Here is a 25524-nt window from a genome sequence, read left to right as displayed (position 1 = left end):
GCTCGGTCATGTCACCGCTCCGCTGCGCTCCGCGTCGCCATGACGTCCGGCGTCCTGCTCGGTCGCTCGCTGGTGCTCGCTTGCCACCGCTCCGCTGCGCTCCGCGCCGCCATGCGGGACCTTCTCCAGGCGGACGGCGCAGATCTTGAACTCGGGCATGCCGGAGATCGGGTCGACCGCGTCGTTGGTGACGGAGTTGGCCCGTGCCGCGCCGCCCCAGTGGAACGGCGCGAAGACGGTGTCCGGCCGGATTGCCGGGCTCAGCCGGGCGGGCGCCCGGAACTCGCCCCGCCGGGAGACCACCCGGACCGGTTCGCCGTCGGTCACCCCGAGCCGGTCGGCCAGGTCGGGGTGCAACTCCACGAACGCATCGGGAGCGGCCCGGCGCAGCGCCGCCACCCGGCGGGTCTGGGTGCCCGACTGGTACTGGGCGAGTACCCGGCCGGTGGTGAAGTACAGCGGATACTCCGGACAGACCTCCTCGGTCGCCGGCCGGTGCTCCACCGGGTGGAACCGGGCCAGCCCGTCCGGGGTGGCGAACCGGTCCGCGAAGAGTCGGGGCGAGTCCGGCTCGTCACTGCGCGGGCAGGGCCAGAACACCCCGTCCGCTTCGTCGATACGGTCCCAACTGATCCCGGCGTAGTCGGCGAGCCCGCCCGCCGAGGCCCGCCGAAGTTCCTCGAACACCGCCTGCGGATCCGCTCCCGCCGGACCCGCAGCCGCGCCCGCACCTGCGTCGGCACCCGCACCCGCACCCGTGCCCGCGCCCGCGCCCACGGCGGATGTTAGGAGGGGACCCTTGCTATGCACGAGGCGATGGGAAGGGTCCCTTCCTTTCACAGCTAGGCGGGTGGTGAGGTCGGCGAGGATGGCGAGGTCGGTGCGGACGCCGGTCGGCGGGGGGCGGAGCGCGCGGCGGCGCAGCACCCGTCCCTCCAGGTTGGTCATGGTGCCGTCCTCCTCGGCCCACTGCGCGGTGGGCAGTACCACGTCGGCCAGCGCGGCGGTCTCGGAGAGCAGGAAGTCGGCGACGACGAGCAGGTCCAGGTCGCGCAGCCGGTTCTCGATCCGGGCCGCGCGCGGCGCGGAGACCACCGGGTTGGAGCCGAAGACGAGCAACGCCCGGGGCCCGTCCGTGGTGCCCAGCGAATCGAGCAACTGGTACGCCGGTACGCCCGGACCGGGCAACTCGTCCTCGGGTACGCCCCAGACCTCCGCGACGTGCGCCCGGGCCGCCGGATCGTCGATCTTGCGGTAACCGGGTAGCTGGTCGGCCTTCTGCCCGTGCTCCCGGCCACCCTGGCCGTTGCCCTGCCCGGTCAGGCAGCCGTACCCGGAGCCGGGCCGTCCCGGCAGCCCGAGGGCGAGCGCCAGGTTGACGAAGGCGGTGACCGTGTCGACGCCCTTGGCGTGCTGCTCCGCGCCTCGGGCGGTGAGGATGATCGCCCGTTCGGCGGTGCCGAGGGCGCGGGCGGTCGCCTCCAGGTCTGCCACCGGCACGCCGGAGAGCGCCTCGGCCCGGACCGGCCACCAGCCCGCCACGGTACGGCGTACGTCGGTGAAGCCCCGGGTTCGGGTGGCGACGTACGACCCGTCGACGTAGCCCTCGGTCAGCGCGATGTGCAGCAGCGCGTTGGCTACCGCCAGGTCGGTGCCGGGCAGGGGTTGCAGGTGCAGGTCCGCCTGGCGGGCGGTGGCGGTGGCGCGCGGGTCGACCACGATCAGCGTGCCGCCGCGTTGCCGCTGCTCGGTCAGCCAGCGCACCAGCGGTGGCATGGTCTCGGCCGGGTTCGCGCCGACCAGCAGCAGGGTGTCCGCCCGGCCCAGGTCGGCCAGCGGGAACGGCAGTCCCCGGTCGACCCCGAAGGCCCGCATTCCGGCGGCGGCGGCCGAGGACATGCAGAACCGCCCGTTGTAGTCGATGTGCCGGGTGCGTAGCGCCACGCGGGCGAACTTGCCCAGCGCGTACGCCTTCTCGTTGGTGAGCCCGCCGCCGCCGAAGACGGCGACGGCGTCGCGGCCGTGCCGCTGCTGCACCTCGCCCAGTCCGGTGACGATGCGGTCCAGCGCGGCGTCCCAGCTCGCCGGTTGCAGTCGGCCGGTGGCCGGGTCGCGCAGCAGCGGGGTGGTCAGCCGGTCGGGGTGGTCGAGCAGTTCGGCGGAGGTCCAGCCCTTCTGGCAGAGGCCGCCCCGGTTGGTCGGGAAGTCCCGGGGGAGTACGGAGACCTGGTCTTCTTCCTGGCGCAGGGTCATCCCACACTGGAGGGCGCAGTACGGGCAGTGTGTCGCCACCTCCCGGGGCGCTCGCCCCGGTCGAGTCGCGAACCGTGCACCGTCTGTCATGTCGGCAAAGCGTGCCGTTGGGCGGTTTCCGGCCAGCGTCCCGTTTGTTTCGGCCCTGTCAAGAGCGCCTCACACCGCACGTCGGCTGCGCGCGGGGTCGAGGGGTCTAGAATATGGGACAAGAATCCTGATATTCGGGAAGGCTTCGGCGAAGGGGATCGACATGGATGTGGCTCAGGCGTTCGACGCGGTGGCCGGCAGCTACGACGCCGCGCGGCGGCGACTGGTGCCCTGTTTCGACGGGTTCTACGGCACCGCCGTCGAGGTCGTCGAGCCGGCGCTGCGCGCCGCCCGCGCCGCCGGGCGTACCCCCGAGGTGTTGGACCTGGGCGCCGGGACCGGTCTGCTGTCGTCGCTGGTCGCCGCCGCCGTGCCCGGAGTCCGGCTGACCCTCGTCGACGCCGCGCCGAAGATGCTGGCCGTCGCCGCCGAGCAGCTCACCAGCCGTGGGGTGCCGCACCGGGTGGTGGTGGCCGACCTGACCGACCCGCTGCCCGACGGACGCTACGACGCCGTGGTCAGTGCGCTCGCCGTCCACCACCTCGACGACGCCGGCAAGCGGGACCTCTACCGGCGGGCCGCCGAGGCCCTGGTGCCCGGTGGCGTCTTCGTCAACGCCGAGCAGGTCGCCGGGCCGACGGCCGAGCTGGACCGGTGCTACCACGAGGTCTGGTTGGCGCAGATCACCGCGCGCGGCTCCGACGCCGACGAGATCGCCGCCGCCGCGCAGCGGATGGCGTACGACCGGCCCGCGTCCGTGGGGGAGCAGTGCCGCTGGCTGTCCGAGGCGGGGCTGACCGAGGTGGACTGCTTCTTCAAGGCGTGGCGATTCGCCGTCTTCGGCGGCCGAGCCCCGGGCGTCACCGGCCCGACCGTCGGGTGACCGCTCGCGGTATCCGACGGATGACTGATGGTCATACCGGCGGGTAGTCTGACCGGCATGACAGCCAAGGTGACTCTGTCGTTCTCCGACGAGACGATCGCGGAGGCCCGGCGGTTCGCCAAGCGCGAAGGGCTCTCCCTGTCGGCCTGGATGGACCAGGCGGCCCGGGAGAAGGCCCTGCGTGAGGTCTTCGCGGCGCACGCCGCCGCGGTCGGGCGGGCGGGACTGGACCTGGAGTCCGCCTCGCTGGCCGACGCGCAGGAGGTGGGCATGGTCGACGACCTGCTCTTCGGCGGTCGCCCGCGTGCTGCGTAGGGGCGAGGTCTGGCGGATCGCCGGGGCCCGTGAGCGACTCGGGCTCGTGATCAGCTCGGACGTCTACAACTCCACTGCGGTGCCCATCGTGATCGTCGCCGAGGTGGTCGAGGCGGCGCTGCTGCGCGACTCGCCCCTGGCGGTGCCGATGGGCGGCTGGGTGGTGATGCCGGACCGGATCTCGTCACCGATGAAGAAGTGGTTCGCCGAGTGTGTGGACGTGGCCGACGCCGAGACCATGCGGCAGATCGACCGGGCGCTGCGCATCCTCCAGCAGCTCTGACCGGGCCCGTTCCTCACCACCGGCGCGCGGCGCCGGTGCGCTCCCCGTTGCGCCGCCGACCCCGAGGACGAACGCCACGGTAACGCTCGATTCCTAACTTCGGCGCATGACCACCACGAACGCGCGCCCCGAGGTTATCGAGGACAAGCCGGACCTGGACCGCCGGCCCGGTCGCTGGATCGGGCACTGGACGCCGGAGGATCCGGGATTCTGGCGTACGACCGGCAGCCGGATCGCCCGGCGCAACCTCATCTGGTCGATCTTCGCCGAGCACATCGGCTTCTCGGTGTGGCTGCTGTGGAGCATCGTCGTCGTCCGGCTCGGTGACGCCGGATGGCAGTTGACCACCAGCCAGGCGCTCTGGCTGACCGCCGTACCGAGCGGGGTGGGCGCGCTGCTGCGGTTGCCGTACACCTTCGCCGTGCCGGTGTTCGGCGGACGGAACTGGACGGTCGTCTCCGCGCTGTTGCTGATCGTGCCCTGCGCCGGTCTGGCCTGGGCGGTCGAGCATCCCGAGATCGGCTTCCTGCCGCTGCTGCTGATCGCCGCCAGCGCCGGCCTCGGTGGCGGCAACTTCGCCTCCAGCATGGCCAACATCTCCTTCTTCTATCCGGAACGCGAGAAGGGCTGGGCGCTGGGGCTCAACGCGGCCGGCGGCAACATCGGCGTCGCGGTGGTGCAGTTCGTCGTGCCGCAGGTGATCGTGCTCGGCGGTGGGCTCGTGCTGGCCCGGGCCGGGCTGATGTACATCCCGCTCGCGGTGATCGCCGCGGTCTGCGCGTACCTCTTCATGGACAACCTGGTCGAGGCCAAGGCGGACGTGGGGCCGGTCTGGTCGTCGTTGCGGCACCGGGACACCTGGGTCATGTCCCTGCTCTACATCGGCACCTTCGGCTCGTTCATCGGCTACTCGGCGGCCTTCCCGACGCTGCTCACCTCGGTGTTCGGCCGACCGGACACGGCGCTGGCCTGGGCGTTCCTCGGTGCCGCGGTGGGCTCGTTCTGCCGGCCCTTCGGCGGTCGCCTGGCCGACCTCGTCGGTGGCGCCCGGGTCACCGTGGTCAGCTTCGTGCTGATGGCCGTCGGCGCGCTGGCCGCCCTCTGGTCGGTGGAGCGGCGCAGCATGACCCTCTTCTTCGCGGCCTTCCTGCTGCTCTTCGTCGCCACCGGGGTGGGCAACGGCTCGACCTACCGGATGATCAGCAAGATCTTCCGGGTCAAGGGCGAGGACCTGGGCGGTACCCCGGAGGTGATGCTGGCGATGCGCCGGCAGGCCGCCGGCGCGCTGGGCATCATCTCCTCGGTCGGTGCCTTCGGCGGCTTCCTGGTGCCGATCTGTTACGCCTGGGCCCGGTCGACCTACGGCGGGATCCAGCCGGCACTGCGCTTCTACGTGGGCTTCTTCCTGGTGTTGCTGGCGGTCACCTGGGTGGCGTACCTGCGGCCGGGATCCCGGATGGCGCGGGCGCGGGTCTGAGGGGTACGCTCCGCCCGTCCGGCGCGCCCGCCGGACCCCCGTTTTGACCGGCCGACGGGGCTGCGGGTATCGTTGCCTGCTGTTGTACGACATCTGTGGGCGTGCCGCCTAAGGTACGCTTGGTCGTTCGTGCGCGCTGGTCCGGCCGGGAAGCCCTGGTCACCTCGGCGCGCTACCCCAGACCGACGACGAGACAAGGTAGACCTGTGCGTACGTACAGCCCGAAGCCGGGTGAGATCGAGCGTCAGTGGCACGTCATCGACGCCTCTGATGTCGTGCTGGGCCGCCTGGCCACCCACGCCGCCACGCTGCTGCGGGGCAAGCACAAGCCGACTTTCGCGCCGCACGTCGACACGGGCGACTTCGTCGTCATCGTGAACGCGGGCAAGGTCGCGCTGACCGGTAACAAGCGTCAGCAGAAGATCGCCTACCGCCACTCCGGCTACCCGGGCGGCCTGAAGCAGGTCGGCTACGAGGAGCTGCTCGCCAAGCGCCCCGAGCGGGCCATCGAGCTGGCTGTCAAGGGGATGCTCCCGCACAACAAGCTCGGCCGTCAGCTGATCAAGAAGCTGAAGGTCTACGCCGGTGCCGAGCACCCGCACGGCGCGCAGCAGCCGGCGCCGTTCGAGATCAAGCAGATCGCGCAGTGAGCGCGGGCGAAGGAAGCAGCATGACCGACATCACCGCCACCGAGGTCGCCCCCGAGGCCACCGAGGCGCCGGCGCCCGTCGCCCGCGCGCCTCGTGGTGACCGCCCGATCCAGACCGTGGGTCGGCGCAAGGAGGCCATCGTCCGAGTCCGGATCGTGCCGGGCACGGGCAAGATCACTTGCAACGGGCGCGACCTCGAAGCGTACTTCCCGAGCAAGGTGCACCAGCAGCTCATCAAGGACCCGCTGGTCACCGCCGAGAAGCCCGAGGCGTTCGACGTGATCGCCAACCTGCGGGGCGGCGGCACCACCGGCCAGGCCGGTGCGCTGCGGCTGGCCATCGCCCGGGCGTTGATCGTCAACGAGCCCGACGACCGCCCGGCCCTGAAGAAGGCCGGCTTCCTGACCCGTGACGCCCGGGTCAAGGAGAGCAAGAAGTATGGCCTCAAGAAGGCCCGTAAGGCTCCTCAGTACTCGAAGCGCTGATCTCCAGCCGCACCTTGTACTTCTGACGGACGGCCGGTCCACCTCCCTCGACACGGGGAGGTGGACCGGCCGTCCGCTTTTCACCTACAACGGCAGTTTCATCGGAGGTTGGTGGGTATGGGCCGCTTGTTCGGCACGGACGGCGTACGCGGGCGGGCGAACGTCGACCTCACCCCGGAGTTGGCGCTCTCGGTGGCCGTCGCCGCCGCGCACACCCTCGCCGAGTCGGATCGCAGTCACGCCCCGATCGCCGTGGTCGGTCGGGACACCCGCGCCAGCGGCGAGATGCTGGAGGCGGCCGTGGTCGCCGGACTGACCAGCGCCGGTGCGACGGTGGTCCGGGTCGGCGTGCTGCCCACCCCGGCGGTGGCGTTCCTCACCGCCGAGGCCAAGGCGGATCTCGGGGTGATGCTCTCCGCCTCGCACAACCCGATGCCGGACAACGGGATCAAGCTCTTCGCCGCCGGTGGACACAAGCTGCCCGACGAGATCGAGATGCGGATCGAGGCGGCCATCGAGGCCAACGCCACCACCGCCTGGAAGCGGCCGGTCGGCGCGGGGGTGGGCCGGGTGCACGACCTGCTCGACGGCGCCGACCACTACGTGCAGCACCTGGCCGGCACCGTGCCGCACCGGCTCGACGGGATCAAGGTCGTGGTGGACTGCGCCAACGGCGCCGCCGCCGAGGTCGCCCCGGCCGCCTACCGGGAGGCCGGTGCCGAGGTCGTCGCGATCTACGCCGAGCCGGACGGGCTCAACATCAACGACGAGTGCGGCTCGAACCACATCGCCGCCCTGCAGCAGGCCGTGGTCGAGCACGGCGCGCACCTCGGCATCGCGCACGACGGCGACGCCGACCGCTGCGTGGCGGTCACCGCCGACGGCGACGAGGTCGACGGCGACCAGGTCATGGCGATCCTGGCGCTGGCCATGCGGGAGGCCGGCACGCTGACCGGGGACACCCTGGTCGCCACCGTGATGAGCAACCTCGGTCTGCGCCTGGCCATGTCGGGCGAGGGCATCCGGCTGATCGAGACCAAGGTGGGCGACCGGTACGTGCTGGAGGAGCTGCGCGCCTCCGGGCTGGCGCTGGGCGGCGAGCAGAGTGGACACATCGTCATGCCCGCGTACGCCACCACCGGCGACGGGGTGCTGACCGGGCTGCACCTGATGGCCCGGATGGCCGCCACCGGCCGTACCCTGGCGGACCTCGCGGCGGTGGTGACCAAGCTGCCGCAGGTGCTGATCAACGTGCCGGTCGGTGACCGCACCGTCGGTGCCGCCGCGCCCGCCGTACGCGCCGAGGTGGAACGCGCCGAGGCCGAGCTGGGGGAGACCGGACGGGTGCTGCTGCGTCCCTCGGGCACCGAGCCGCTGGTGCGGGTGATGGTCGAGGCGGCCACCGAGGCGACCGCGCGGGAGGTCGCCGAGCGGATCGCCGAACACGTCCGCACGGCCAGCCCGGCCTGACCGAGGCGACGGCCGAGCCGCTACACGCGGCATGACGGCCGTGCTGCCCCCTGCCCCGAGGTGTGTCGTGCGACCATGACGACCGCCGTCCCGCCCGACCGCCCCCATCCTGGAGGTGACCGTGTCTCACCCCGGCTCCCTCGGCGCCGTCGACCAGCCCGCCGACCTCCCGTCGGACGCGACCGCGTCGGACGCGCCGGAGAGCTGGCTCGGGGCCCGCTGGGGACGGCTGCTCGCGATCCTGCTGGCGTTGGGGCTGATCGCCGCCTCGGTCGCGGTGCCGTGGTCCGAGGTGTCGCTGCGGGTGCTGGGCAGCCGGGACGACTCGCTGATCCACCAGGACTCCACCGCCGCGCTCAGCCTCACCGAGATCGGCGGCTGGGGCTGGGCCTACCTGGCCGTACTGCTGCCGCTGATCATGCTGGCGTTGGCCGCGACGGTGCTGGACGGGCGGGCCGGACGCGCGGCGGCCGTGGCGGCGGGCGGCGCCCTGCTGGCCATGTCGACGGTGCTGGTCGGTGCCGCCCACCGCGTCTCGTCCGGGCCGGACGAGACTGCGGCCCGCTGGGCGGAGGTCGTCCGGCGGCTGACGCCGGTGCTCGACGACGACTACGGGGCGATCCGGTTCGGCTACGACAGCATGGGCCTGACGTTCGCGGTGCTCGGCGTGGCGACCCTGGCGGGGGTCGTCCTGGCCAGTTGGTGGCCGGGTGCCGGCCGGTTCGTGGTGGCGGGCGCCGGCACCGTGGCCCTGCTCGCCGGCCTCGCGGCACCGTGGGTGACCGTGTACGGCGCGAGCGCCACCGAGCTGGACCGCAGCACCGTCCGATGGTTCGGCCTGGGCACCGCCTCGGTGGTCGTCATGGTCGGCACCGTGGCGCTGGCCGCCCTGGTCTGGTGGGCCGCGGCGCGCCGGTCGACCCGGTGGCGGCTGCCGCTGCTGCTCGTGACGGTGCCGGTGGCGCTCGCGCTCTTCATCGCCCACGACTTCCTCCAGCTGAACCCGGAGCAGTGGCAGGACGCCGCCGAGCGGGCCCGCTTCCTCGCGGTCACCCACGACGTCCGGTCCGCCGCCGAGCTGGCTCAGCTCGCGCCGCTGCTCCTTCTCGTCGCGATGGTGCTGACCTGGTCGGCGGCGCGCCGCCGGGCCCGGGCGCAGTGACCGCCGGGTCAGGCGTGCGCGCCTGCCCGGCGTAGGCGGGCCACCGCCTCGGTCAGCACCTCGGGGCGCTTGCAGAACGCGAACCGCACCAACCGCCGGCCGGCCTCCGGGTCGTCGTAGAAGACCTGGGTGGGTACGGCCACCACGCCGCAGCGGTCCGGCAGCGTACGGCAGAAGTCGACGCCGTCGGTGCCGCCGAGCCCGGTGATGTCGGTGGTGACGAAGTACGTCCCCTCCGGCGTGAGCACGTCGAAGCCGGCGTCGCCGAGCCCGCTGATCAGTTGGTCGCGGCGGGCCTGCATGCCGGCCCGGAACTCGGTGAAATAGGCGTCGGGCAGGGCGAGGGCCACCGCGACGGCCGGTTGCAGCGGCGCGGCGTTGACGAAGGTGAGGAACTGCTTGACCCGCAGCACCGCCGAGACGAGGGCTGCCGGACCGCTGACCCAGCCCACCTTCCAGCCGGTGCAGGAGAAGGTCTTGCCGGCCGACGAGACGCGCAACGTGCGCTCGCGCATCCCGGGCAGCGTGGCCAGCGGGACGTGCCCGGTCGACGCGTCGGTGAAGACCAGGTGCTCGTACACCTCGTCGGTGACCGCGTACGCGCCGTGCTCCTGGCACAGCTCGGCGATCAGCGACAACTCGGCCGGAGTGAAGACCTTGCCGGTCGGGTTGTGCGGGGAGTTCAGCAGCACCAGTCGGGTCCGGGGCCCGAACGCGGCCCGCAGCTCCGCCGGGTCGAAGGCGTACCGGCCGTCGTCGGCGGGCCGTAGCGTGACGGGTCGCCGGACCGCGCCGGCCAGGGTGACCGAGGCGGCGTACGAGTCGTAGTAGGGCTCGAAGCAGACCACCTCGTCGCCCGGCTCGCAGAGGCCGAGGATCGCCGCGGCGATCGCCTCGGTGGCGCCGGCGGTGATCACCACCTCGCCGTCCGGGTCGTACTCCAGACCCCAGAAGCGACGTTGGTGTGCCGCTACGGCCGCGCGCAACTCCGGGACGCCGGGGCCGGGTGGGTACTGGTTCCGTCCGGAACGCAGCGCCTCGGCGGCGGCGGCCAGCATCTCGGGCGGGCCGTCGGTGTCCGGGAAACCCTGCCCGAGGTTCACCGCACCGGTACGCACGGCCAGAGCGGACATCTCGGCGAAAACCGTCGTCCCGAACGGGCGCATCCGGCTCACCAGCGGGTCGACATCGGTGCTCGTCACACCGTCAGGGTACGGGTGGGCCCGGTCGTCCCGCCCCGGCCCGGCTGGGTGCTCGGTGACGCCGATCACCGGTGTTGCGCTAATCGCTCAAATTCAGTGTTTGTTTACCCCGCTTTCGCGCAGACATCGTGAGCGGATCTAGTTAGGCTGCCACCCATGTGTGGAATCGTGGGGTACGCCGGCAGTCGGCCGGCGCTCGGTATCGTGCTCGACGGCCTGCGGCGGCTGGAGTACCGCGGCTACGACTCGGCGGGCGTCGCCGTGGTCTGCGACGGGCAACTGCTGACCGAGAAGAAGGCCGGCAAGCTGGCCAACCTGGAGAAGGTGCTCTCGGAGCGCGCCGCCGAGGACCCGGACGCCTGCGGAGCCAGCCCGATCGGCATCGGCGACGGCACCACGGGCATCGGACACACCCGGTGGGCCACCCACGGCGGCCCCACGGACCGCAACGCCCACCCGCACCTGTCGCCCGACGGCCGGGTCGCGGTGATCCACAACGGCATCATCGAGAACTTCGCCAAGCTCCGCGCCGAGCTGGAGGACGACGGCGTCCAGTTCGCCAGCGACACCGACACCGAGTGTGCCGCGCACCTGCTCGCCAAGGCGCTGGCCGAGCTGCGGGCCGCCGGCCACCCGGACGGGCCGCAGTTGCTCGCCGCCGCCATGCGGGTGGTCTGCCAGCGGCTGGAGGGTGCCTTCACGCTGCTCGCGGTGGACTCCGGGGTGCCCGGGGCCGTCGTCGGCGCGCGGCGCAACTCGCCCCTGGTGGTGGGACGCGGCAACGGGGAAAACTACCTCGCCAGCGACGTGGCCGCGTTCATCGAGCACACCCGCGAGGCGGTCGAGCTGGGCCAGGACCAGATCGTCCTGATCACCGCCGACACCATCGAGATCACCGACTTCGCCGGTCAGCCGGCCACCGGCAAGGACTTCCACATCGACTGGGACTCCTCGGCGGCGGAGAAGGGTGGCTACGACTGGTTCATGCTCAAGGAGATCGAGGAGCAGCCGCAGGCCGTCGCCGACACGCTGCTGGGCCGGATGACCGAGACCGGCGAGATCATGCTCGACGAGGTCCGCCTCAGCGACCAGGACCTGCGCGACGTCGACAAGATCTTCATCGTCGCCTGCGGCACCGCGTACCACTCCGGCATGGTCGCCAAGTACGCCATCGAGCACTGGACCCGGATCCCCTGCGAGGTGGAGCTGGCCAGCGAGTTCCGCTACCGCGACCCGGTGCTGGACCGGTCCACCCTGATCGTGGTGATCTCGCAGTCCGGCGAGACCATGGACACCCTGATGGCGTTGCGGCACGCCAAGGAGCAGAAGGCCCGGGTGCTGGCCATCTGCAACACCAACGGCTCCACCATCCCCCGGGAGTCCGACGCGGTGCTCTACACCCACGGCGGGCCGGAGATCGCCGTCGCCTCGACCAAGGCGTTCCTCACCCAGTTGGCCGCCTGCTACCTGATCGGCCTGCACCTGGCGCAGGTGCGGGGGGTCAAGTTCGCCGACGAGGTGGCGGCCGTGCTCGACCAACTGCACCAGGTGCCGGACAAGCTGCGGGAACTGCTCGGGCGGATCGAGCCGGTCCGGGAGCTGGCCCGGGAGCTGAAGTCCGCGCCGACGGTGCTGTTCATCGGCCGCCACGTCGGCTATCCGGTGGCGCTGGAGGGTGCGCTCAAGCTCAAGGAGCTGGCGTACATGCACGCCGAGGGCTTCGCGGCGGGTGAACTCAAGCACGGCCCGATCGCGCTGATCGACCAGGGCACGCCGGTGATCTGCGTGGTGCCGTCGCCGGTCGGTCGGGGGCTGCTGCACGACAAGGTCGTCTCCAACATCCAGGAGGTACGCGCCCGGGGCGCCCGCACCATCGTGATCGCCGAGGAGGGCGACGAGGCGGTCGTCCGCTACGCCGACCATCTGATCTACGTGCCGCGTACCCCGACGCTGCTCGCCCCGCTGGTGACCACCGTGCCGTTGCAGGTGCTCGCGGCCGAGATCGCCGCCGCTCGGGGACACGACGTCGACCAGCCGCGCAACCTGGCGAAGTCGGTCACCGTCGAGTAGCACGCGGACGCTCACCGGCCGAGCACCACTCGCGCCATGCCGTCCAGGGCGGGGTTGGCCGGGTCCCAGTAGCCGGTGTGTCCGTACCGGCCACTGGGGAACGTCCGGCCCCCGAAACCCGGCTCGGCCGGGTCGCGCCCGAACCAGCGTTCGTCGCGCGGCCCGGCCAGCCAGTCGACGATCGTGCCGACCGGGGAGGCACCGAGCACCGACTGCCGGGCCAGCTCGTCCGGTGGGCGGGTCAGCCGGATCACGTCGTCCGGCGCGGTGCTGGCCCACACCTGCTCGGGCGGTACGCCCAGCTCGGAGGCGTGCCCCACGCCGACGCCGGGCGAGCCGACGAAGACCAGCGCGTCCGCAGCGAGCCCGTGGTCACGGGCGGCGGTGCCGACCACCAGCGACCCGTAGCTGTGCCCGAGCACCGTCTGCCGGGCCGGTGTTTCGTCGTGGGTGGCCCGCAGTCCCTCCTGGAACCGGTGCAGCGCGTCGCCCGCGTCGCGGGCCTGCCCGTCCCGGGCCGCCTCGTGCAGGAAGTCCGGTGCGTCGTAGTCCAGCCAGAGCACCGCCGAGGTCTCCTGGCCCGGTGCCAGCTCGGCGCAGCGGGACAGCACCCGGGCCGCCCGGCCCAGCTCGCCGGTGGCGTCGTCCAGCCCGGCGGTCATCCCCGGCACGTACGTGACCACGCCGGCGGCGCGGTCCGGGTCGCCCAGCGCCACCACCGTGCGTCCCTCGCCGCCCACGTCCAACCCGAGCAGGTACGCCCGGGGCGACTCCGTCGCGTCGAGCCGGGTGGCGAGCGCGTCCAGCCCGGTCAGCGCGGCGTCCACCGCCCGCAGCCCGGCCACCTCCGCCGGCCCGCGCGGCACCCGGGCGAGCAGCCGTTCCCAGCGTGCCCGTAGCTCCTCCCGCCGCGTGCCCAGCAACGACCGGTTGGCCTGGTCCCGGTCGGCTGCCGGCACCCCGTCGAGCCGACCGACCAGCTCCGGCTCGTGCAGCACCAGCCAGCGGCGCTGTGCCGTGCTGAGCCCGGCCCACCAGAGCCGCACCCGGCCCGGGTCGGTGTGTGGTGCGGGTCGGCCCGGTGGTGGCGGGACCACCCAGCCGGCGGCGGCGTCCCGCGACAACTGCCCGAGGCGTCCGGCGGCCTCGCGGTCGGCCGCCCCGGCCAGGTCGAGCGCGCCCCGGAGGCCGGTGGCGACCGGGGCCACCGTGGCGGCGGCCCGCTCCGGCGGCACCCGGGTCGGGTCGGGGCGCACCCGACCCGACCGGTCGATCAGCACTCCGGTGGCGGCGGCCAGCTCGACGGCCGAGGAGAGCCGGGCCCGGGCCGCCGCGAGCCGGGCGGCGAACCCGGCGAGCACCTGGTCGACCTCGACGGCGGCCGGGACGAGCGCGGTCAGCTCGGTCCGCAGCCCGCCCAGCCGGGTCCCGGCCGACCCGGCGGCCCGACCGGACCAGCCGGTGCGCAGTGCCGTCGTACCGTCGGCGAGTTCGTCGGCGCGTCGCCGGGCGAGCCCGGCCAGGCCCGACCAGGCGGTGCCGGTGGTCCGCCAGCCGCCCGGGTCGGCCGTGGAGAGCTGGACGTAACCGACGGCCGTGGGCCGGGTCGGCGTCGAGCCGGTCACCGGGTCACCGCAGAGAGCCGGGTGGCGGCCCGACCGTCCACCGACTCGTACGCCCCGGCGGCGGCGCGTACCGCGTCCCCGGTCTCGGCCACCTGCGCGCCGAGCCGCCCGCACCAGGTGTGCACGGACCTCTCCAGCGCGGCCAGCGCCCCCGCCGCCGCCCACTGGCGGTCCGGTGCCGCCAATCCCGGTACGCCCGCCGGCCCGTGGGCCAGCCGGTAGGCGGTGTCGCCCAGCGCCCGCCCCACCCGGTGCAGCGTCTCCGGCCGCACGGTCAACTCCTCCTGCGCCATCGGCCCTCCCGCCCTCGGCTCCCGCACGGGGCAGACGCTAGGCGGGGCCGGGCGTCGCACGCGTGCCCTGTGGACGACGGCGGCAGGCGTACCCGACCGTCGTCCACAGGGGCCGCCGGGTATGTGGACAAGGGGCTATCCTGCGGCCCGCCCGCCGGTAGGGTGGCGCGTGATCGTCGGTATCGATCGCGTGCGGGGCGCGGGAGACGGGGTGTGACATGCGGCCGGTCTGGCGGGTGGCGGAGGTACGCGCGGCCGAGAAGGCACTGATGGCCGAGCTGCCTTCCGGCACGCTGATGCAGCGCGCCGCCGCCGGGCTGGCCCGCCGCTGCGCGTTGCTGCTCGCCGACCGGGGCGGGGTGTACGCGGCACCGGTGCTGCTGCTCGTCGGCTCCGGCGACAACGGCGGCGACGCCCTGTACGCGGGCGCCCGGCTGGCCCGGCGCGGTGCGGCCGTGTCGGCGTTGCTGCTCGACCCGGAGCGCGTACACGCGGCGGGGCTGGCCGCGTTGCGGGCCGCCGGTGGCCGGGTGGTGGACCGCCCGCCGGTCGTGGTCGACCTGGTGCTCGACGGGATCGTGGGCATCGGCGGGCGTGGCGGGCTGCGGGAGACCGCCGAGCAGTTGGCGGCGAGCCTGCTGCGGCAGCACGGGCGCGACGGCGGCCGGGCGACGGTGGTGGCGGTGGACGTGCCCAGCGGTGTCGAGGTGGACACCGGGGCGGTGCCGTTGACCTCGTCCGGTCGGCCCAAGGCGGTGCGGGCCGACGTGACGGTGGTCTTCGGCGCGTGGAAGCCGGCCCTGGCGGTCGGCCCCGCCGCCGCGCTGGCCGGGCAGGTGGAGCTGGTCGACATCGGGCTGGGACCGTGGCTGCGGGGCAGCCCGGCGCTGCACGTGGTGGAGGAGTCCGACGTCGTCGACTGGTGGCCCCGGCTCGGCGCGGCCTCGGAGAAGTACACCCGGGGCGTGGTGGGGGTGGCCACCGGGTCGGCGACGTACCCGGGTGCGGGGGTGCTGTCGGTCGGCGGCGCGCTCGCCGGCCCGACCGGCCTGGTCCGCTACGCGGGAGGCGCCCGCGAGGAGGTGGTGCGCCGCTACCCGTCGGTGATCGCCACCGACCGGGTGGTCGACGCGGGCCGGGTGCAGGCGTGGGTGTGTGGCTCGGGCCTTGGTACGGACGAGCGGGCCGCCGCCGAGCTGCGGGCGGTGCTCGCCGCGCCGGTGCCGGTGGTGCTCGACGCCGACGCGCTGACGCTGCTGGTCGACGGTCGGCTCGCCGACCAGCTCCGGCGCCGTGACGCGCCCATCGTGATCACCCCGCATGACCGGGAGTTCACCCGGCTCTGCGGCGAGGAGCCCGGCGCGGACCGGGTCGCCGCGACGCTACGGCTGGCCGCCTGGACGAACGCGGTGGTGCTGCTCAAGGGGAACCGCACGGTGATCGGCACGCCGGACGGCCGGGCGTACGTCAATCCGACCGGAACTCCGGCCCTGGCCACCGGCGGCACCGGGGACGTCCTGGCCGGGCTGCTCGGTTCGCTGCTCGCGTCCGGCCTGCCGGCGGAGCGTGCTGCCGCCTCGGCGGCGTACCTGCACGGGTTGGCGGGTCGCGAGGCGGCGCGGGGCGGTCCGGTGGCCGCTGCGGACGTGGCCGGCGCGCTGCGGCCCGTACTGGCCCGGATCACCTGACTTCGGTCGTCGCGGGACCCGCCCGACACCCCGTACTCGGCCGGGGCGACCCCGGGTGATCAGCGCGGAAGTAGGGTGGGAGGCATGTGGCAGGCCGAGGTACGCGTCGACCTCGACGCGATCCGGGAGAACGTGGACCGGTTGCGCACCGGCACCAGCGCCGAGTTGATGGCGGTGGTGAAGGGTGACGGCTACGGCCACGGCATGGTCCCGGCCGCCCGTGCCGCCCTGGAGGCGGGCGCGGACTGGCTCGGGGTCTGCACCCTGGACGAGGCGTTGGGCCTGCGCGCGGCGGGCATCGACGCCCCGGTGCTGGCCTGGCTGCTGGCGCCCGGGCTGCCGCTGCACACCGGCGTCGCGGCCGGCGTCGACCTGGGGGTGGCGAGCCTTGCGCAGCTCGACGAGATGGTCGAGGCGAGCCGGCGTGCGGAACGCCCGGCCCGGCTGCATCTCAAGATCGACACTGGGTTGGCCCGGGGCGGCGCGACCGTCGCCGACTGGCCGGCACTGCTCGACGCCGCCGCCAAGGCCCAGGCCGACGGGCTGGTCGAGGTGGTCGGGGTGTGGAGCCACTTCGTCTACGCGGACCTGCCCGGCCACCCCACCACGGACCGGCAGTTGGCGGTCTTCCACGAGGGGCTGGCCATGGTCGAGCGGGCCGGACTGCGCCCGCGCTACCGGCACCTGGCCAACTCGGCGGCCACGCTGACCCGGCCCGACACCCACTTCGACCTGGTCCGTCCCGGGCTGGCCGTGTACGGCCTCTCCCCGGTGGCCGGGCAGACGTACGGGCTGCGGCCGGCGATGACCGCCCGGGCCCGGGTGATGCTGACCAAGCGGGTACCGGCCGGTGCCGGTGTCTCCTACGGGCACACCTACCTCACCGAGCGCGACGCGACGCTGGCCGTGGTGCCGCTGGGCTACGCCGACGGGGTGCCCCGGCACGCCTCCGGCACCGGCCCGGTGCAGCTCGGCGGGAAGCGGCGGACCGTCGCCGGCCGGGTTTGCATGGACCAGTTCGTGCTGGACTGCGGCGACGATCCGGTGGTCGCCGGCGACGTGGTCACCCTCTTCGGCGACGGCACGGACGGCGCGCCCACCGCCGACGACTGGGCCGAGGCGGCCGGCACCATCAACTACGAGATCGTCACCCGGTTCGGCAGCACGCGGGTGCCCCGGATCTACGACGGTGGGTCGGCGTGAGGGTGCCCCGACCGCGTTCCGCCGTCGGCCGGGCCGCCGGGCTGGTCGGCGCGGCGCTCGGCGTGGCCGCCGCCGGGCTCGCCGCCGGTGTCGCCACCGAACGGGCCCTGGTCCGCCGGCTCAAGGCCGACCCCGCCGACCCGTACGTCGACGAGGTCTTCGGCGAGCAGCACTACGACGCGGCGTACCGGCTGGAACTGCCCGACGGCACCGACGTGCACGTGGAGGTGGTCGAGCCGATCCGCCCCGTCGCGGGCAACCCGACGGTCGTGCTGGTGCACGGCTTCTGCCTGGACATGGGCACCTTCCACTTCCAACGCAAGATGCTGGCCGGGCGGGGCGAGCACCGGATCGTCGCGTACGACCAGCCCGGGCACGGCCGCTCGGGGCGGCTGGAGGGCGGCGAGTACGACCTGGTCGCGCTCGGCCACACGCTGCGCCGGGTGATCGACGAGGTGGCACCGGACGGGCCCCTGGTGCTGATCGGGCACTCGATGGGCGGCATGACCATCATGTCGCTGGCCGAGCTGTACCCGGAGATGTTCGACGACCGGGTGGTCGGCACGGTGCTGATGGCCACCTCCGGTGGTCTGCTGGCGGAGACGAAGCTGGTCGCGCCCGCCCTGCTCGGGCGCGTCGGCGCGCCGGTGCTCTACACGGCCGGCTACGTCACCCGGTACGGCGGGACGGTGATCGACCGGGCCCGCAAGTCCACCAGCAACGTGGCCTGGCTGCTCACCCGCAGGTACGGCTTCGGCACCCGCAAGCCGAGCCCCTCCCTGGTGTCGTACGTGGAGGAGATGAACTCGCGTACCTCGGCCGACACGGTGACCCGCTACCTGCGTACGCTGGCGACGCACTCGCGGTTCCCGGCGCTGGCCGCGTTGGAGGACACGCCGGTGTTGGTGATCGTCGGAGACAAGGACATGATCACGCCGGTGACGCATTCCGAGGAGATCGTCCGGCGGCTGCCGCACGCCGAGTTCGTCAAGATCCACGACAGTGGGCACGTGGTGATGCTGGAGCACGCCGACGAGGTCAACATCGCGGTCAGCCGGTTCCTCGACTCGTGCGAGCGGGACCGCCCGTGACCCGCGTGGAGCTGCCGACCGTCGCGGACACGCACGCCTTCGGGCGGCGCCTCGCGCAGGTGCTGCGCGCCGGTGACCTGGTGCTGCTGACCGGCCCGCTGGGCGCCGGCAAGACCGCACTGACCCAGGGGATCGGTGCCGGGCTGGGCGTGCTCGGCGACATCACCTCGCCGACGTTCGTGATCGCCCGGGTGCACCGGCCGGACCCGGCTACCGGGCGCGGGGTGGCCCTGGTGCACGCCGACGCGTACCGGCTGGGGGCGGCGAGCGATCCTCGGGCCGAGATCGACGACCTGGACCTGGACGCCTCGGTGGAGGACTCGGTCACCGTGGTCGAGTGGGGCGAGGGGCTGGTCGAGCAGTTGGTCGACGCGCACCTGCGGGTCCGCCTCGACCGGCGCGACGACGACACCCGGGTCGTCGAGCTGGAGCCGGTCGGCGGCGACTGGGCGACGCGACTTGCCGCGCTGACCGTGCCGCGCTGACCGCCCTGCGCCCAGCGCTGTCGTACCCACTGCCTACAGTGCCCGGAAACGATCCGACCGGTGAAAGGCCGCCGATGCCCGACGACACCCCCGCTCTCGACCTGCCGGCCCTGCTTCCCGAGCAGTGGCGCGAGGTGCTCGCCCCGCACCTCGACCCGGCCCGTACGGCCGCGCTGGCCGACTTCGTCGCCGGGGAGTACGCGACGCAGACGGTCTTCCCACCGGTGGAGGACCTCTTCTCCGCCTACCGGCTCTGCGCGCCGGCGGCCTGCCGGGTGCTGATCCTCGGGCAGGACCCCTACCACCGGGTCGGCCAGGCGCACGGGCTGAGCTTCAGCGTGCGCGAGGGGGTCTCGGTGCCGCCGTCGCTGCGCAACGTCTTCAAGGAGTTGGGCGAGGACCTGGGCGTGCCCAAGCCGCGCAGCGGCAACCTGGACGGCTGGGCGGCACAGGGGGTGCTGCTGCTCAACTCGGTGCTGACCGTGCGGCAGGGAACTCCCGGCTCGCACGCCAACCGGGGGTGGGAGGAGTTCACCGACGCCACCATCCGGGCGCTGGACGCCCAGCAGTCGCGGGTGGTGTTCCTGCTCTGGGGCGGTTACGCACGCAAGAAGGCGGCGCTGGTGACCAACCCGCAGCACGTGGTGCTGGAGGCGGGGCACCCCAGCCCGATGAACCCGCGTGGCTTCCTCGGCAGTCGTCCGTTCAGCGCGGCCAACAAGGCGCTCGCCGACGCCGGCCTGCCCACCGTCGACTGGGAGCGCAGCGCCGGCTGAGCCGCCCGCGTTCCCGATGGACGCGACGGTGCCCCTGCACGTCACCGGAGGGCGACGTGCAGGGGCACCTCGGTGTCAGCCGATCCGGTACGCGCGAACGACCGTCTCGGTCAGGGTGGCGGCGCTACCCCTGGCGGTGACCTGCACGGACACGTACCCGGGGGTGGCCGGGTGCCGGACCGTGCCGAGGAAGGTGCCGGCGCCGGTGCGGACGACCGTGGCCGACTTCCAGGTGACGCCGTCGTCGTAGGAGATCCGCAGTCCGACCGAGTTGGCGTCGGCGCTGCTGATCGGGATGGTGAAGGACCGGCCGGCGGGTGCCGTGCCGGTGGCGTCCAGGGTCGGTGCCATGCGGACCGCCATCAGGCGCGACGCGGTCACCGGCCGGGTGAACGTCCAGTCGGCGGTGACCCGGGTGGACAGGCCGAACGAGGCCGCCCGGGTGGACTCCACGTGGAGCCGGTAGTTGCCCGGTACGGGCCGGATGGTGAACCGGGCGTGACCGGGCAGGTCCGAGGTGGCCACCTCGGTGCCGTTGCGGTAGAGGGTGGTCGTACCGGAGAGGGCTTCCTGCTCGACGTGGCCGGGGTGGCCGGCGCTGTCGCAGTAGGGGGCGACCCGCACGACCAGTTGGTCGCCGGACCACCCGCCACCGGCGGTCGGGCAGGGCGCGACGATCGGGGCGTTCCAGGTGGAGGTGTAGGTCCGCCCGGCCCGGTAGTGGATCGGCGGTCCGCTCGTGGTGACGGTGTAGTAGTCGACGGCCTCGTCCGAGTACTGGAACACCCGCGAGGCCCACCTGATGCCGCCGTCGGTGTTGAAGTAGCGGGTCTGCGCCAGCGGCGTGGAGGCGTACGCGGGGGTCAGCGGATAGCCCGGCACGATCGCCGCGGACTGCATCGCGGTCGGACCCTCCGGGGCCTGGGCGCGGGCCGAGGTCCGGTCCACGGCGAGTTCTCCGGCCGTGACGGACCTGGTGAAGCCGGTGGGCAGCGCGCCGGGCCGGTGCCAGGCGAGTTGGTACGCGTACCGGCTGGGATCCGATCCGTCGGCGAAGGCCGCGCCGATCATCGAGACGAAGGTGTCGGCGCTGCCGGTCCCGCCGATCTGGGCCGTCCGCATCCGGGTCGACGCGTTGCTGCTGCCGCCGACGGTCACCCAGGAGTCGCCGTTGCGGACGCCCACCTGGACGGTGCTGTCCGCGCGGACCGCGTCGGCTGCCGGCACGCTGACCTGGACCGGCCGCCCGGCCCGTTCGTCGAGCGTGAGGTCGGCGTCGGCGCGTACGGCGAGGTTCGCGTGCGCCAGATAGGTCAGCTCCGGAGGGCCGGAGAACATCTGCGACACGACCGCGTAGCGCCCCTCGGGCACCCGGATAGTGATCTCGCTGCCCTGCTCATCGTTGTAGTGGGCGAGCGAGTCGTAGACGTACGGGGTGTCCAGGCCCACGACGGTGGTGTAGAAGTCCCTGCTCGCCTGACCGTCCACGCCGAGATGCCGCAGCGTCAGCGAGTGGGTGGCGGCCTCCCGGACCAACCCGACCGGCGTGGTCAGCCGCTTGCCGTCGCCGGTGCTGGCGGTCAGCCGCCCGGAGTACGGCCCGGCCGGTGCCGTCGTGGAGGCGGCGGCCGTGACGGTGGCCTGCGCGCTGCCACCGGCCGGCACGGTCAGCGTCGACGGGCTGACCTGGAAAAGTCCGGAGACGGGCGTCATCCGCGGCCCGTCCACGGCCAGGGTCAGGGTCTGCGGCGCGGTGCCGGTGTTGCGGTAGGTGACCGTCCGGCTGATCGGCGCGTTGTCGGCGTGCGGGTACGTGTGCGTGCCGAGGCTCAGGCTCGGCGGGTCGGCGAGCACCCGGCCGGCGAGCGCCCCGGCCACGTCGACCCGACCGGCCCCCTGGGCGAACACGCCGACACCCGGTGCCGGTCGGGCGGTACCCATCAGCGCGGCCTTGATCATGTCCCCGGTCCAACCCGGGTGTTTCTGCTTCAGCAGGACGGCGCTGCCGGCCGCGTGCGGGGCCGCGAAGGAGGTGCCCCACAGGCCGTCGGTGTAGGGGCCGGTGCCGTACGCGTCGGTGCTGCGGGCGGCGGTGATGTCGTCGCCGGGTGCCGTGAGGTCGGGCTTGACGGCGTCGTCGCCGAGACGCGGGCCACGGCTGGAGAAGGAGGTCAGCCGGTCGTCGTGGTCGACCGCGCCGACGGCCAGCGCGGCATCGGCGGTGGCCGGTGACCCGACGTCGTAGTCGTGTGCGGCGTTCGGGTTGTTGCCGTTGTCGCCGCTGTTGCCCGACGCGACCACGAACAGCGTGCCGTGCTGCTCGCTCAGGCGGCGCAGGGCGATCTCCAGGGGGTCCTCGCCGGGGGTGTCGGGGAAGCCGAGACTCATGTTGACGACTGCGGCGCGCTTCGGGCCGGCCGCCCACTCCATCGCGGCGATCACCGCCGACTCGGTCGAGTCCCAGTCCCCGGTCTTGGCGTCGATGATCGTCGCCTCCGGAGCGACGCCCCGGTACCGGCCGGCCGAGGCGGCCCCGCTGCCGGCGGCGACGGCGGCGACGGCCGTGCCGTGTCCCATCAGGTCGCGGACGTCGCCCCTGGTGGGTACGCCGCCGTCGGAGACCGGCGAGAAGTCGACCTGGTCGACCACCCGGCCGACCAGGTCGGGGTGGGTGGCGTCGACACCGCTGTCGATCACCGCGACGGTGACGCCCTTGCCGGTCAGGCCGGCCTGCCAGGCGCTCGGCGCGCCGATCTGCTGGATGCCCTCGGCACCGTGGAAACGCCCGACGGCGTCCAGCCAGACCTTGCCCTTCGCGCCCTTGCGGGTCAGCCCCGACCAGAGCCGGTCGAGGCCCTGTTTGCGGGTGTGCATGGCGGTGGCCTGGAAGCTGGTCATGCGGTGCACGATCGTGCCGTCGACGCCACTGTCGGTGGAGGCGATGATCGGCAGGTCGGCGCGTCGGTCGTCGTCGTACCCGTCGGCGAGCAGCCCGGTCACGTCGAACAGCCGTGGGTCGAGCCGGGCCGCCCGCAACAGCGGCAGCGCGTCTGCCGGCACCACCCGTACCCGGCCGGCGATCGTGCTGGTCAGCATCGGGATCTCCGACCGGCCGGGGCCGGGGACGACGCTGACGCCGCCGTCGGCGGTCACGGTGACCCGGTCGCCGGTGATCAGCGTCGCGGTCCGGCCGTCACCGCCGGGCAGCGGCGCCGACCCGGCCGCGTCAGCCGCACCGGCCGGGGACGCGGGGACGAGACCGGCTGCGAGCAGCAGGGCCACGGCGGCCGGTAGGAATCTTCTGGGACGCATGTACCTCTTGTCCTCCATTGTGGACGAACGACGGCGGGAGAAGTGCGACGGCGCCGCGCCCCCGGGGGCGGGGACACGGCGCCGGACGTGCGGGGTCGCCGGTGTGGGCCAGGGGCTACCGCGCCTGGGGCACCGGGACCCAGGTGTTCTCGTCGGTGACGTCGGTCAGTTCGACCGACTCCACGATGCGGGTCAGTTCGGCGACGGAGAGCCCGCCGGTGCCGAGGACCTGCACCTGCACCGCGCCGTCGGCGGTCCAGCGGTTGCAGAACGGGTCACCCGACACCTGGTAGCACTTCGTCTTGCCGGCCTTCGCGCGCTGGTTGGAGGCGGAGGCGGGCATGACGTAGATGCTGACACTGCTCGGGATGGTGCCGGCCTCGTTGTCGCCGTACGGCGCGGTCAGGCCGGTGGTCGCCGGGCTGGGGTCGGCGTAGGTCACGCCGCCGTAGTTGCCCGCGCGGGCCTGCGAGATGCCGATCAGACCGGGCAGGGCGTGCGTGCCGGCCTCCACTGGGGCGTGGCCGGCGGGCAGGTAGCCGACCCGGAACGGCAGAGTGGCCGGCGTCGCCGGGCTCGGCTCCAGGGCGGTGACCAGCGCCGACAGGTCCGCGATGGAAGGTTCGGGGGTGCTGGTGTACGCGGTCACCACCGCCCATGCGTCGTCGGCGTACTCCCAGGCCAACTGTCGGCCGGCCGGCTCGACGGTGGACTCGACGGCCTGGCGGCCGGCGATCGTCGACGCGGTGCCGCCGACGATCCCCGCCGGGTCGAACGCGCCCGGCCGGTAGAGCGTCAGGTAGCCGGAGAACGGCCGGGCCGAGTCGGTGCCCGCAGCCGGGGGCCGCTTCCCGTTCCGCCGGACGGGCGTCTCGGAGTCCACGACCGGCCGGTCGTGGGTGACTCTGCCGTCCATGTAGACCGAGGCGATCTGATAGGCGGTGGAGACCACCACGGGGTCCTGCACACGCAGCGGACCGGCGTCGAACGCGCGGAACGTGAAGCTGAACGGCGGCGCGTCCGACCAGGTGGCCTCGGCGCCCGGCGCGGCCCCGGCGACGATCGTGGTCGGCTGCTCCGGAGCGCCCGACGTCAGCGCGAAGGTGCCGGCGACCACGGCCACGACCAGGCCGGCGGCACCTGCGGAGGCGAATCCCGCCCGACGGCGACGTTCGGCCTTGCGGCCGGCCGCGACGATCTGGTCGACGGAACGCGACATGGGCGGCTCGTCCACGGTCACCGCCGCCACGATCTCATGCAATTGCGACATTCCATTCCTTGTCCTCGATGTTGTTGAGCCGGTCGGCTCCGAGTAGTTCGCGGAGCTTGGCGAGACCGCGCGACGTCTGGCTCTTCGCCGTGCCGACGGTGCAGCCCAGGACCTGGGCCGTCTCCTCCAGGCTGAGTCCGAGGTAGTGGCGCAGCACCACGGCGGCCCGTTGGCCGGTGGGTACGGCGTTCAGCGCCGCCCGCAGCCGTAGCCGCTCGTCGGTGGCGCCGTTCGGGTCGTCCACCGCAACGTCCGGAATGCCGTAGCCGGCCGACCGCTCCCGCCCCTGACGCCAGGGCCTGCGCGTCTCGTCGACGGCGGCCCGGTACACCATGGTCTTGGCGTACAGGTCCGGGCGCTCCACCTTGCGCCAGCGCGGGTACAGCTTGATCAGTGTGTTGGCCACCGCGTCATCCGCCGCGTGCCAGTCCCCGCAGGTCACATAGGCCAGCTTGCGCAGTGACGCCATCTCGGACGTCACGAACTCCCGGAACGCTTGCTCGTCTGCGGCCTTCAAATCGACATTCCTCCTCTGTCCGGAGGTGGGACGGCGGTGGCGGGAGCAGAAGTTGCTCGGCGAGCAGAAGTACTTGCCTGACAACTCTCGGTAGCGGCGGTGGTCGTCGGAGCGGCGCTTCCATCGAGGGCGGGCGGGGCGCCACGGGGCGGTCGGCGGTGCGGCTAGGCTGGCTCATTGTGCTCGTACTCGTGGTGGACAGCTCGACGCCGGCGGTGACGGCGGCCCTGGTCGAGGTCACCGCGACGGCGGTGACGACCCGGGCACACCGGTGCACCGTCGACGCCCGCGCCCATGGCGAGCTGCTCGCGCCTCAGGTCGACGCGGTGCTGACCGACGTCGGCGTCCGCCCGGCCGACCTCGACGCGGTCGTCGCCGGGCTCGGTCCGGGGCCGTTCACCGGGCTGCGGGTCGGGCTGGTCACCGCCGCCACGATGGGCCAGGTGCTCGACATCCCGACGTACGGTGTCTGCTCGCTGGACGCGATCGGGTACCCGGCGGCGAGCGGCGAGCCGGTGCTGGCCGCCGGTGACGCGCGGCGGCGGGAGATCTACTGGGCGGTCTACGACGGTGCCGGGCAGCGGCTCGTCGGGCCGGAGGTCGGCGCGCCGGCGGTCGCCGCCGAGCGGGCCCGGGAGTTGGGCGTCACGGCGGCGGTCGGCGACGGCGCGCACCGGTACGCGGAGACGCTCGGGCTGCCGCTGCGACCGGAACCGCGCTACCCGGACGCGTCGGCGCTGGCCACCCTGGCCGCCGAGCGCATCCGGGCCGGTGCACCCGGCGAGACGTTGACCCCGCTCTACCTGCGACGTCCGGACGCCGTGGCGGCCACCGCCCGCAAACCGGTCCTGCCATGACCGAGCCGCAGCGCACCGATCCGGTGCGGCCCGATCCGGTCCGGCCCGATCTGGTGCGGCCCGATCC

22 protein-coding genes are annotated in these 25524 nt (G+C 73.5%); 15 read left to right on the top strand and 7 right to left on the bottom strand.

The genetic code is table 11. The annotated features are described in order from the left end of the window. Positions 1-6 precede the first annotated feature (6 nt). Positions 7-2343, bottom strand: a complete 2337-nt coding sequence (locus tag ABT008_RS01975) for a molybdopterin oxidoreductase family protein (RefSeq protein ID WP_502890319.1) — start codon at positions 2341-2343, stop codon at positions 7-9. 163 nt (positions 2344-2506) lie between these two features. On the opposite strand from ABT008_RS01975, the gene ABT008_RS01970 reads away from it, so the two are divergent. From ABT008_RS01970 to ABT008_RS01935, 8 genes are all read left to right on the top strand, one after another. After that, on the top strand, positions 2507-3226 hold the full coding sequence (locus ABT008_RS01970) for a class I SAM-dependent methyltransferase (RefSeq protein WP_350692826.1): 720 nt from the start codon (positions 2507-2509) through the stop codon (positions 3224-3226). A gap of 27 nt (positions 3227-3253) precedes the next feature. Next, positions 3254-3541, top strand: coding sequence for a hypothetical protein (locus ABT008_RS01965; RefSeq protein WP_387260316.1), 288 nt, complete (start codon positions 3254-3256; stop codon positions 3539-3541). Next, complete coding sequence (locus tag ABT008_RS01960; protein WP_350692824.1) at positions 3531-3824, top strand: type II toxin-antitoxin system PemK/MazF family toxin; 294 nt, start codon at positions 3531-3533, stop codon at positions 3822-3824. Before ABT008_RS01965 ends, ABT008_RS01960 begins: the two co-directional genes overlap by 11 nt. 106 nt (positions 3825-3930) lie before the next feature. Next, entirely contained in the window at positions 3931-5301 is a 1371-nt protein-coding gene (locus tag ABT008_RS01955) for an MFS transporter (protein WP_350692822.1), read from the top strand. 206 nt (positions 5302-5507) lie between these two features. Then, positions 5508-5951, top strand: a complete 444-nt coding sequence (gene rplM, locus ABT008_RS01950) for a 50S ribosomal protein L13 (protein ID WP_350692820.1) — start codon at positions 5508-5510, stop codon at positions 5949-5951. 20 nt (positions 5952-5971) lie between these two features. Then, a complete protein-coding gene (rpsI, locus tag ABT008_RS01945) occupies positions 5972-6436 on the top strand; it encodes a 30S ribosomal protein S9 (protein WP_102658823.1) in 465 nt (154 codons plus the stop codon). Positions 6437-6553: 117 nt separating this feature from the next. Beyond that, a complete protein-coding gene (glmM, locus tag ABT008_RS01940; protein ID WP_350692818.1) occupies positions 6554-7906 on the top strand; it encodes a phosphoglucosamine mutase in 1353 nt (450 codons plus the stop codon). Positions 7907-8021: 115 nt separating this feature from the next. Next, on the top strand, positions 8022-9068 hold the full coding sequence (locus tag ABT008_RS01935) for a hypothetical protein (RefSeq protein ID WP_350692816.1): 1047 nt from the start codon (positions 8022-8024) through the stop codon (positions 9066-9068). A gap of 8 nt (positions 9069-9076) precedes the next feature. Here ABT008_RS01935 and ABT008_RS01930 read toward each other — a convergent pair whose 3' ends face one another. Then, on the bottom strand, positions 9077-10270 hold the full coding sequence (locus tag ABT008_RS01930) for a pyridoxal phosphate-dependent aminotransferase (protein WP_350692814.1): 1194 nt from the start codon (positions 10268-10270) through the stop codon (positions 9077-9079). A 156-nt stretch (positions 10271-10426) separates the two neighbouring features. On the opposite strand from ABT008_RS01930, the gene glmS reads away from it, so the two are divergent. Next, positions 10427-12340 carry a glutamine--fructose-6-phosphate transaminase (isomerizing) gene (gene glmS, locus ABT008_RS01925; protein WP_350692812.1) on the top strand — a complete coding sequence of 638 codons (1914 nt, stop codon included), beginning with the start codon at positions 10427-10429 and terminating at the stop codon, positions 12338-12340. An 11-nt stretch (positions 12341-12351) separates the two neighbouring features. Here glmS and ABT008_RS01920 read toward each other — a convergent pair whose 3' ends face one another. Beyond that, positions 12352-13965 carry an alpha/beta hydrolase gene (locus ABT008_RS01920; protein WP_350692810.1) on the bottom strand — a complete coding sequence of 538 codons (1614 nt, stop codon included), beginning with the start codon at positions 13963-13965 and terminating at the stop codon, positions 12352-12354. Continuing rightward, positions 13962-14285, bottom strand: a complete 324-nt coding sequence (locus ABT008_RS01915) for a type VII secretion target (protein WP_350692809.1) — start codon at positions 14283-14285, stop codon at positions 13962-13964. Before ABT008_RS01915 ends, ABT008_RS01920 begins: the two co-directional genes overlap by 4 nt. Before the next feature lie 191 nt (positions 14286-14476). Between ABT008_RS01915 and ABT008_RS01910 the strand changes: the two genes are divergently transcribed. From ABT008_RS01910 to ung, 5 genes are all read left to right on the top strand, one after another. Next, positions 14477-15946: an NAD(P)H-hydrate dehydratase gene (locus ABT008_RS01910; protein WP_350692807.1), complete on the top strand. Its 1470-nt coding sequence runs from the start codon at positions 14477-14479 to the stop codon at positions 15944-15946. A gap of 84 nt (positions 15947-16030) precedes the next feature. Beyond that, complete coding sequence (gene alr, locus ABT008_RS01905) at positions 16031-17149, top strand: alanine racemase (protein ID WP_350692805.1); 1119 nt, start codon at positions 16031-16033, stop codon at positions 17147-17149. Continuing rightward, positions 17146-18240, top strand: a complete 1095-nt coding sequence (locus tag ABT008_RS01900) for an alpha/beta fold hydrolase (RefSeq protein ID WP_350692803.1) — start codon at positions 17146-17148, stop codon at positions 18238-18240. The genes alr and ABT008_RS01900 overlap by 4 nt, the downstream gene beginning before the upstream one ends. Continuing rightward, positions 18237-18725 (top strand): tRNA (adenosine(37)-N6)-threonylcarbamoyltransferase complex ATPase subunit type 1 TsaE, encoded by a 489-nt coding sequence (gene tsaE / locus ABT008_RS01895; RefSeq protein ID WP_502890318.1) that lies wholly within the window; start codon positions 18237-18239, stop codon positions 18723-18725. The genes ABT008_RS01900 and tsaE overlap by 4 nt, the downstream gene beginning before the upstream one ends. Before the next feature lie 74 nt (positions 18726-18799). Beyond that, entirely contained in the window at positions 18800-19501 is a 702-nt protein-coding gene (gene ung, locus ABT008_RS01890; protein WP_350692801.1) for a uracil-DNA glycosylase, read from the top strand. A gap of 75 nt (positions 19502-19576) precedes the next feature. Here ung and ABT008_RS01885 read toward each other — a convergent pair whose 3' ends face one another. From ABT008_RS01885 to ABT008_RS01875, 3 genes are all read right to left on the bottom strand, one after another. Next, positions 19577-22813, bottom strand: a complete 3237-nt coding sequence (locus ABT008_RS01885; protein ID WP_350692800.1) for a S8 family peptidase — start codon at positions 22811-22813, stop codon at positions 19577-19579. 115 nt (positions 22814-22928) lie between these two features. Then, the gene (locus tag ABT008_RS01880) at positions 22929-24083 is read right to left on the bottom strand and encodes a hypothetical protein (protein ID WP_350692799.1); all 1155 of its coding nucleotides are present in this window, start codon (positions 24081-24083) and stop codon (positions 22929-22931) included. After that, positions 24067-24600 (bottom strand): SigE family RNA polymerase sigma factor, encoded by a 534-nt coding sequence (locus ABT008_RS01875; RefSeq protein WP_350692797.1) that lies wholly within the window; start codon positions 24598-24600, stop codon positions 24067-24069. Before ABT008_RS01875 ends, ABT008_RS01880 begins: the two co-directional genes overlap by 17 nt. A 179-nt stretch (positions 24601-24779) precedes the next feature. Here ABT008_RS01875 and tsaB point away from each other — a divergent pair, with 179 nt between their 5' ends. Next, on the top strand, positions 24780-25457 hold the full coding sequence (tsaB, locus tag ABT008_RS01870) for a tRNA (adenosine(37)-N6)-threonylcarbamoyltransferase complex dimerization subunit type 1 TsaB (RefSeq protein ID WP_350692795.1): 678 nt from the start codon (positions 24780-24782) through the stop codon (positions 25455-25457). Positions 25458-25524 lie beyond the last annotated feature (67 nt).

This window comes from Micromonospora sp. NPDC002389 (assembly GCF_040296095.1).
In the GTDB taxonomy this organism is placed as follows: domain Bacteria; phylum Actinomycetota; class Actinomycetes; order Mycobacteriales; family Micromonosporaceae; genus Micromonospora.
This window is presented reverse-complemented; position numbering and strand designations above follow the sequence as displayed.

Coding starts and splice junctions, on each gene's coding strand:
- ABT008_RS01885 (WP_350692800.1), bottom strand. CDS start 22,813: ATGCGTCCCAGAAGATTCCTACCGGCCGCCGTGGCCCTGCTGCTCGCA.
- ABT008_RS01955 (WP_350692822.1), top strand. CDS start 3,931: ATGACCACCACGAACGCGCGCCCCGAGGTTATCGAGGACAAGCCGGAC.
- rpsI (WP_102658823.1), top strand. CDS start 5,972: ATGACCGACATCACCGCCACCGAGGTCGCCCCCGAGGCCACCGAGGCG.
- ABT008_RS01970 (WP_350692826.1), top strand. CDS start 2,507: ATGGATGTGGCTCAGGCGTTCGACGCGGTGGCCGGCAGCTACGACGCC.
- ABT008_RS01975 (WP_502890319.1), bottom strand. CDS start 2,343: ATGACAGACGGTGCACGGTTCGCGACTCGACCGGGGCGAGCGCCCCGG.
- ABT008_RS01965 (WP_387260316.1), top strand. CDS start 3,254: ATGGTCATACCGGCGGGTAGTCTGACCGGCATGACAGCCAAGGTGACT.
- glmS (WP_350692812.1), top strand. CDS start 10,427: ATGTGTGGAATCGTGGGGTACGCCGGCAGTCGGCCGGCGCTCGGTATC.
- ung (WP_350692801.1), top strand. CDS start 18,800: ATGCCCGACGACACCCCCGCTCTCGACCTGCCGGCCCTGCTTCCCGAG.
- ABT008_RS01910 (WP_350692807.1), top strand. CDS start 14,477: ATGCGGCCGGTCTGGCGGGTGGCGGAGGTACGCGCGGCCGAGAAGGCA.
- alr (WP_350692805.1), top strand. CDS start 16,031: ATGTGGCAGGCCGAGGTACGCGTCGACCTCGACGCGATCCGGGAGAAC.
- glmM (WP_350692818.1), top strand. CDS start 6,554: ATGGGCCGCTTGTTCGGCACGGACGGCGTACGCGGGCGGGCGAACGTC.
- ABT008_RS01880 (WP_350692799.1), bottom strand. CDS start 24,083: ATGTCGCAATTGCATGAGATCGTGGCGGCGGTGACCGTGGACGAGCCG.